We start from the raw sequence: 8177 nt of genomic DNA on the forward strand, positions 1-8177 counted from the left end.
GGACAAGGCCCGCATCTTGCCGCCGCGCGCCGCCGCCGGCTGGCGGTTTTCGGACCTGGCCATCAAGCAATCGGCGGCCGAAAACCGCTGGCCGGCATCGGCGTTTCGCTGGATGATGCGCGCATGCGACTCGATCCCGACATCTGCTACCGCGCGCTGGCCAGCCGCGACGCCCGCTTCGACGGCCGTTTCTTCATCGGCGTGCGCACCACCGGCATCTACTGCCGGCCGATCTGCCCGGCGCGCACCGCCAAACGCGAGAACGTGGATTTCTACCCCACCGCGGCGGCAGCGCAGGAGGCCGGCCTGCGGCCCTGCCTGCGCTGCCGGCCGGAAGCCGCGCCCGACTCCGGCGCCTGGCGCGGCGTGTCCAACAGCGGCCACAGCCATACCGTGGCGCGCGCGCTGGCCTGGATAGAGCGCGGCATGCTGGACGAGGCGGGCCTGGCCGAACTGTGCGACAAGCTGGGCGTGGGCGAGCGGCAACTGCGCCGGCTGTTCGTCGAACACATCGGCGCGCCGCCGCTGGCGGTGGCGCAAACGCGGCGGGTGCTGCTGGCCAAGCAGCTGATCCACGAAACGCGGATGCCGCTGACCGACATCGCCTTCGCCGCCGGCTTCGGCAGCGTGCGCCGCTTCAACGAGGTATTCCAGACACTGTACCGGCGGCCCCCCGGCGCGTTGCGCCGCGACGCCGGCGCCGCGCCGGCCCCGCCCGGCGAGATCACCCTGCTGCTGCGCTACCGGCCGCCCTACCACTGGCCGGCCATGCTGCTGCACCTGGCCGCCCACGCCATTCCCGGCGTGGAAACCGTGCAGGACGACGGCTATGCGCGGACCATAGCGTGGAACGGCGCCCGCGGCGAACTGGCGGTGCGTCCCGGCGCGGGCCACGCGCTGAGCGTCACCATCCGCTTCCCGCAACTGGCGGCGCTGCCGGCCATCCTGGCGCGGGTGCGGGCGATGTTCGACCTGGCGGCCGACCCCGCCATGATTGAGCGGCACCTATCCCAGGATCCGCGATTGGCGGGCCTGATCGCCGCGCGGCCCGGCCTGCGGCTGCCCGGCCGCTGGGACGCGCCGGACGCCGCCGCGGATTCGGCGCAAGCCGAGCCGGATGCCTACCCGGCCGTTCGCCAACGCTTGCTGGAGGATTTAGGCCTGAGCGCCGCCGAGCGGGAACGGCTGCACCGCCGCGCCGAAGCCTGGCAGCCATGGCGGGCCTATGCGATTCAACACTTGTGGACGGAAAGACACGCCTAGCCGCCGGCCCGAGAGCGGACGTTAGGACATCTGCCGCTTCAGCACCGCGCGCAGGCGGTTGAAGTCGAACGGCTTTTCCAGCCGCTCGGCGAAGCAGGCGGAGCGGGGGTCGGCGTATTCTTCCGGGTAGGCGGTCATGGCGATGATGCTGGCCTGCTGGTTGTTGCGGCTTTTTCGGATGAACTCCAGCACGCTGTAGCCGCTTTCGTTGCCCAGCTGCATGTCCAGCAGGATGGCGTCGAACGGCCGCTGCTGCACCTGCTGGCAGGCCTCGGCCACCGAACTGGCCATCACCACCGCGTAGCCGTCCAGGCTCAGGCAGTCGGCGAAAGGCTCGCGAATGTTCTGGTCGTCGTCCACCAGCAGCACCGAACGCTCATGGCCGCCCTCTTCCGGCTGGATGCGCACCGGCAGCCTGACGATGAACTCCGAGCCGCGGCCCTCCTCGCTGCTCAGCTCGATCTCGCCGCCCAGCAGGCTGACCAGCTCCTTGACGATGGCCAGCCCCAGGCCGCTGCTGCCCGGCCGGCGCTGCTTGCCCTGGAAGAAGGGCTGGAAAATCCGCGACTGGTAGTCGGCGGGGATGCCCACCCCGGTATCTCGCACCCGGATTTCCAGGTGATGGAATCCGCGCACCCCGTCCACCCGGGCCGTCACCGACACCTCGCCGTGATCGGTATAGCGGATGGCGTTGGCCAGCAGGTTGCCGACGACCTGCCGCAGCCGATTGCCGTCCAGGGTGGCGGTCTCCGGCAGATTGGCCATCGCGAAATGCAGCCGCAGCCCCTTGCCTTCCAGCTGCACCCGGTAGGCGTCCACCACCTCGGTCAGGATGCCTGCCAGGCTGACGTCCTCGGGATGCAGTCTGAGCTGCATATTGTTGATGGCGGAAATGTCCATGATGTCGCGCACCTGGCTCAGCAGATGGCTCATGCTGGCCTTCAGCCGCATCAGGTTGGCGTGGATGCGGTTGCCTGGCTGCACATCCAGCTCCATCAGCTCGACGCACACTTGCATGGTCTGCAGCGGCGAGCGGATTTCGTGGCTGATGGTGGCGAGAAAGGTGGTGCGGTCCAGCTCGGCCGACACCGTGGCCTTGTGCGCCGCCCTTTCCTTTTCCAGCAGCGCCTGGCGCGAAGCCACGTCGCGGCGCGCCCGGCGGTAGCTCGACAACAGCACCCAGATGACGATGACGATGCCGCCCCACAGCGCGAACCACAGCGAAAACACCAGCCGCTTGCGTTCCAGATCCTTGTTGCGCTCATCGCGGAACGACACTTCCGACATCCGCGACTGCACCGCGAACTCGGCCAGCCGCGGCCGAATGTCGTCGATCTGGTCGATATGCCGCTGCGCAGAATCCCGGCTCAGATGGCCGATATTGCCGTCGCGGAAGAAATTGCCCAGCATGTCGGCGGTTTCGCGGAAGCCCGGCACCGCATTCAGCATGCCGTGCAGGGTCGACGGCGTGACATAGTCCTGATAGCGGCTTTTGGCGATCTCCAGCCGGATGTCTGCCTGCTCCGGGCTGATTTCGCCGGCCTTCAGCCGCACCAGCTCGGCGCGCGAGCGCTCCAGCGCGATCTGCAACTGCGCCACCGACCAATACAGGTCCTCGCTGCGGCCATCGAATTTCTTGATCGCGGCGTAACGGTCCACCGCGATATACATGCTGATGGAGACCAGCAGGACAACCAGCCAGAATATCGGGGACAAACCCCAGAGCAGCCAGGACGGCTGCTTGCTCGCACTGCTTTCGCCATCTGCCATATTCATCGCGCCAGAATGAGCCTCAATAAACCGTGATCCGATACACCTGCCAGATCAATTTCGCATCCAGCAGCGGTCCCCTTTCCTCCGCCGGCATGTCCGGCAGCGGATACATCAGCCACAGCGGCCCGCGCTCCTTGATCGCCATCGGCTTGTGATTGAACGAGCGGGCCAGAATCACATTGTATTTTTCCAGTTCGTCGCGGCTCACCGTATAGGCGTAATCGTTCAGGGCGACGAATTTCACCTGCCCGCCCCTGGCTTCGACGCGGCGCAGGATATCCCGCATCAGCGGCCCGGAAAAAACCGCCTCCGGCGTCCAGCTGGTGCGGGTGGTGATGGCGTGCTGCGACAAAGCCTGCAAGTCGCTTTCGCGGAATTCGTATGTCCGGCTTTTATTATTCGTCCATTTCCCGATCTGGCCGGAAACGGTCAGTATCACCGGGTCTTCCGCCGCCAGCGCCGCGCCGCTTGCCATCAAAATGCCGAATAACACCCCCAGCCATCTGCGCAACATGAAATCCTTTCAATGGGAAACATAATGACCAGCACGATTCAAAAATCAGTACAGCCGGCAAGGCAGCCGCGGTAACGCCGGGACTGGCGCCCAATCGCCAGGACAAGGCCATATTGCGGCGTCAGCGCGTATCTTATTCCAAAATTCATAAAAATTGACCGGCTCGCTATTCATTTTCCATGCTGCGCCATAAATGCCAAATGACTTGACAACGCGAGTGCGGCGATATTGCACCGACGCAAAGAAAAAGCCCCGCCAAGCGGGGCTGATGCGCGATTCGCGGCGGCGGCTTACTTGCCGATGCAGAAGCGGGAGAAGATCACGCCCAGCAGGTCGTCGGCGCTGAATTCGCCGGTGATCTCGGACAGCGCGTTCTGCGCCATCCGCAATTCCTCGGCGAAGATCTCCACCTGTTCCCAGTCGGCGTGGGCCAGCTCCAGGTGCTCGGCGGCGCGGGCGATCGCATCCAGGTGGCGCTGGCGCGCCAGGAACACGCCCTCGTCGGCGCCGCTGTAGCCTATCATCTCCAGCAGCTTGGCCTTCAGCACGTCCACGCCCTGGTGGGTGCGGGCCGACAGCCGCACCAGCGGGTGGCCGTTTTCCACCGACAGGCCCGCCGCTTCGCCAGACAGGTCCACCTTGTTGAAGACCTGCACCCTGGGCAGCGCCGGCGGCAGCCGCTCCAGGATGGCCTGCACCTCGGCGGTCAGGCCTTCGCGGCTGTCCACCAGCAGCAGGGCCAGATCGGCGCGCTCCACCGCCTGCCAGGTGCGCTCGATGCCTATCTTCTCCACCACGTCGTCGGTGTCGCGCAGGCCGGCGGTGTCGATGATGTGCACCGGCACGCCGTCGATGACGATTTCCTCGCGCACGGTGTCGCGGGTGGTGCCGGCGATATCGGTGACGATGGCGATGTCGTCGCCGGCCAGCGCGTTCATCAGGCTGGACTTGCCGACATTGGGCTGGCCCACCAGCACCACGTGCATGCCCTCGCGCAGGATGGCGCCCTGCTTGGCGGTGGCCTGCACCTGCACCAGCCGGTCGCGCAACCGCATGAGCTTGCCCAGCGCGTCGGCCTGCTTGAGAAAGTCGATTTCCTCCTCCGGGAAGTCCAGCGTGGCTTCCACCAGCATGCGCAGGGTGATCAGTTCGTCCACCAGCACGTGGATCTCTTTGGAAAACGCGCCCTTCAGCGATTTGAGCGCGCTCTTGGCGGCGGTTTCGCTGCTGGCGTCGATCAGGTCGGCCACGCTTTCCGCCTGCGCCAGATCGAGCTTGTCGTTCAGGAAGGCCCGCTTGGTGAATTCACCCGGTTCGGCCAGGCGCGCGCCCAGCTCCACGCAGCGCGCCAGCAGCATCTTCATCACCACCGGCCCGCCGTGGCCCTGCAGCTCCAGCACGTCTTCGCCGGTGAAGCTGTTCGGCCCCGGGAAGTACAGCAGCAGGCCGTTGTCGATGGCCTGGCCGTGGGCATCGAAAAAGTCGGTGTAGGTGGCATAGCGCGGCTTGGGCGACTTGCCGCCGGAAATGGCCTGCGCGAACGGCAGCAGGTCCTTGCCGGAGACGCGGATCACGCCGACGCCGCCGCGGCCCGGAGCGGTGGCGACCGCGCAGATGGTGGCGGGGGTGTAACTGAGGTTCATCGACATTCCTTGATGGCTTGGCCGCGATTTATCTGCCTGCTGCTGGCTGGCGGTGGAAGCTGCCTGCATCGCTCCGGCCCTCTCCCCCAGAGAGAGCGGGCGCCCGCTCATGCGTTCTGGCGCAGACATCGCGACGCATTCACTGCTTCCATTATCCCGCAATTCCAGCGCTTCGAAGCGGCTTTCGCTGCGAATGGATCCTGGCAAGCCGAAGTCCGGCCTCTTGATTATGAGCGAGAGGGGGCCGGCGGCCCGGCCAGCAAAAAACCCGGCCTGGGGCCGGGTTCGGTCAGCAGTCCAGACTCAGCGCTTACGATTGCAGCGCGGCCTTGTTCTGCTTGTTGATGTTGCGGTTGATGTACCACTGCTGGCTCATCGACAGCACGTTGTTGACCACGTAGTACAGCACCAGGCCGGCCGGGAAGAAGAAGAACAGCGCCGAGAAGGCCAGCGGCATGATCTTCATCATCTTCGCCTGCATCGGGTCGGCCGGCGGCGGGTTCAGGAAGGTCTGCAGGAACATGGTGGCGGTCATCAGCACCGGCAGCACGAAGTACGGGTCCGGGCGGGCCAGGTCGGTGTACCACAGCACCCACGGCGCGCCGCGCAGCTCTACCGAGGCCAGCAGCGCCCAATAGAGGCCGATGAACACCGGAATCTGGATCAGCATCGGCAGGCAGCCGCCCAGCGGGTTGACCTTCTCGGTCTTGTACATCTCCATCACCGCCTGCTGGAACTTCATGCGGTCGTCGCCGTATTGTTCCTTCATCCGCTCCAGACGCGGCGCCAGCGCCTTCATCTTGGCCATCGAACGGTAGGACGCCGCGGTCAGCGGGTAGAACACCGCCTTGATGGTCAGCGTCAGCAGGATGATCGCCCAGCCCCAGTTGTTCACCAGCGCGTGCAGCTTCACCAGCAGCCAGAACAGCGGCGAGGAGAAGATGTAGAAGATGCCGAAGTCCTTGGCGTACTCCATGCCGTCGGCCAGCTTGGAGATGATGCTGTACTCTTCCGGACCGGCGTACAGCGGCACGCTCACGCTCAGGCTCTTGCCCGGGGCGATGGTGGCGTAGTCAACCAGCGCGGCGGCGGAGTTCAGGCCGTTGCTCTGCTTCAGCTCGAAGCGGCAGGACTTGTCGTCCTTGCACACTGTGGCGGCGTCCAGCGGCTTCAGGATCCAGGCGGACATGAAGTAGTGCTGCACCATCGCCACCCAGCCGTCGGTGGTGGTCTTGGCGTAGTCGCCCTTGCCCTTGGCCAGGTCGTCGAAGCTCACCTTCTGGAACTTGTGCTCGGAGGTGTACACGGCCGGGCCGGTGTAGGTGTGGGCCATGCGGCCTTCGCCTTCCGGCGCCTGGCTGTCGCGCAGCAGGCGGTAGTAGGCGGTGGGCGCGACCGGGGCGGCGCCGCCGTTGACGATGTCGTAGCGGACGCCGATCTCGTAGCTGCCCTTGCTGAAGGTGTAGACCTTGCTCACCTTGACGCCGTTGGCGTCCGGCGCAGTCAGCTTCACTTCCAGCTTGTCGCCGGTCAGCTGGTAGCTGGACTGGGCGGCGGTGAAAACGGTTTTGTGGGTGGGCAGCGCCGGGTTGCTGGCTGCCACCAGGCCGGTTTGCGCCACGTAGGTGCGCTTGGCGTCGTCCTCGAACAGCTGGAACGGCTTGCCGTGTTCTTCTGCGGCGGCGTGCTTCAGCAGCTGCAGCGAGCGCAGATCGCCGCCGACGGTGTCGATTTCAGCCTCGACCAGATCGGTCTTGACGTGGATGCGCTGGCCGCGGGTCAGCTTGTTGACGTCGGCCGGCTGCTGCGCATTGCTCGCGCCCGCGGCGGCCTGGGTCTGTGCCGCCTGCTGCTGGCTGTGCTTGGGCATGAAATATTCATTCCAGCCAAACAGAATGCCCACGGACAGTAAAACGAAGATTATGAGTCGCTTGGAATCCATCTCTCGATACCGGAAAGTTCAGGGAACCGGGTCATAGCCGCTGCCGCCCCAGGGGTGGCAACGTCCGATGCGTCTGGCGGCGAGCCAGCCGCCCTTGAGTGCGCCATGTTTCCTCACCGCCTCGATCGCATAGCTGGAACAGGTGGGCTGATAGCGGCAGCGCGGCGGCAGCCACGGGCTGATAGCCAGCTGGTAAAAGCGGATCAGGAGGATGAGGATGCGTGACATCGTGCCAGTTTAGCAAACAGAGCCGACAAAGCTGTGACAGCTTCGCCGCGTTGCTCTCGGGTGAATGCCAGCTTGGCCCGCACCACGTAGTCCACGCCGCCCAGCTCTTGCCGATGCAGGCGGAACCACTCGCGCACGCAGCGCTTGATGTAATTGCGGCGCACCGCCCGCTTGGCCACCTTCTTGCCGACCACCAGCCCTACGCGGGGATGGTCAAGCCCGTTGGGGCGGACATACACCTGGAAGAACGCATTGCTGCGTTGTTGCCGCAAACTAAAAACGGATGAAAAATCATCCGTTTTTAACAGCCGGTGCGCACGGCGAAAGCGGTAAGCCGACAAGGGGCTTATACGGCCAGCTTCTTGCGGCCCTTGGAGCGGCGAGCGGCGATGACGGCGCGGCCACCGCGGGTCTTCATGCGGACCAGGAAGCCGTGAGTGCGTTTGCGACGGGTATTGGAAGGCTGGTAAGTACGTTTCATGATATGGGTTTCCTGTTTCGAAACGGAAATAAACGCGTGATTTGACTCGAAATCGGCGGCTTTGTCAACGAGGAATTTTCTGCCACCCTGTGGATAACTTTGCAAAAAACCGTTAGAATGTCTGGGCTTATCGTTGCCGTCCGGCTGCACAACAAATGAACGCACCCAGGGCCCACAACCCGCCGCGTTCAACCACCGCAGCCTGCCGGCCGCTTCCATGCCGAACACTCGTCGCCTGCGCCGCCTTGCTCTATAAAGGCCGCAGGCGGCCTCTCCCGCTGTTGCAAGCCTTGCGCCGGCAGCGGGTTTTTCGCTTTCACTTGCGTGTATGTA

General features: G+C 64.9%; 8 protein-coding genes. 1 reads left to right on the top strand and 7 read right to left on the bottom strand.

From position 1 onward, the window contains the following. Positions 1-123: 123 nt before the first annotated feature. A complete protein-coding gene (locus U6115_RS22715) occupies positions 124-1263 on the top strand; it encodes a bifunctional transcriptional activator/DNA repair enzyme AdaA (protein ID WP_043571678.1) in 1140 nt (379 codons plus the stop codon). Positions 1264-1284: 21 nt separating this feature from the next. On the opposite strand, the gene U6115_RS22720 is transcribed toward U6115_RS22715, so the two are convergent. The 7 genes from U6115_RS22720 to rpmH all read right to left on the bottom strand — a co-directional run bounded on the left by U6115_RS22720 (position 1285) and on the right by rpmH (position 7844). Further along, the gene (locus U6115_RS22720) at positions 1285-3033 is read right to left on the bottom strand and encodes an ATP-binding response regulator (protein WP_059184249.1); all 1749 of its coding nucleotides are present in this window, start codon (positions 3031-3033) and stop codon (positions 1285-1287) included. A gap of 22 nt (positions 3034-3055) precedes the next feature. Next, positions 3056-3550, bottom strand: a complete 495-nt coding sequence (locus U6115_RS22725) for a putative pterin-binding protein (RefSeq protein ID WP_043571673.1) — start codon at positions 3548-3550, stop codon at positions 3056-3058. Positions 3551-3840: 290 nt separating this feature from the next. Beyond that, entirely contained in the window at positions 3841-5193 is a 1353-nt protein-coding gene (mnmE, locus tag U6115_RS22730) for a tRNA uridine-5-carboxymethylaminomethyl(34) synthesis GTPase MnmE (protein WP_043571671.1), read from the bottom strand. A 310-nt stretch (positions 5194-5503) separates the two neighbouring features. Beyond that, positions 5504-7135 (bottom strand): membrane protein insertase YidC, encoded by a 1632-nt coding sequence (yidC, locus tag U6115_RS22735; RefSeq protein ID WP_043571668.1) that lies wholly within the window; start codon positions 7133-7135, stop codon positions 5504-5506. Positions 7136-7153: 18 nt separating this feature from the next. Beyond that, on the bottom strand, positions 7154-7363 hold the full coding sequence (yidD, locus tag U6115_RS22740; RefSeq protein WP_043571666.1) for a membrane protein insertion efficiency factor YidD: 210 nt from the start codon (positions 7361-7363) through the stop codon (positions 7154-7156). Further along, entirely contained in the window at positions 7339-7704 is a 366-nt protein-coding gene (rnpA, locus tag U6115_RS22745; RefSeq protein ID WP_076098102.1) for a ribonuclease P protein component, read from the bottom strand. Before rnpA ends, yidD begins: the two co-directional genes overlap by 25 nt. Before the next feature lie 5 nt (positions 7705-7709). Continuing rightward, on the bottom strand, positions 7710-7844 hold the full coding sequence (gene rpmH / locus U6115_RS22750) for a 50S ribosomal protein L34 (RefSeq protein WP_043571661.1): 135 nt from the start codon (positions 7842-7844) through the stop codon (positions 7710-7712). Positions 7845-8177 lie beyond the last annotated feature (333 nt).

It is taken from the genome of Chromobacterium subtsugae (genome assembly GCF_035919665.1).
GTDB lineage: Bacteria > Pseudomonadota > Gammaproteobacteria > Burkholderiales > Chromobacteriaceae > Chromobacterium > Chromobacterium subtsugae.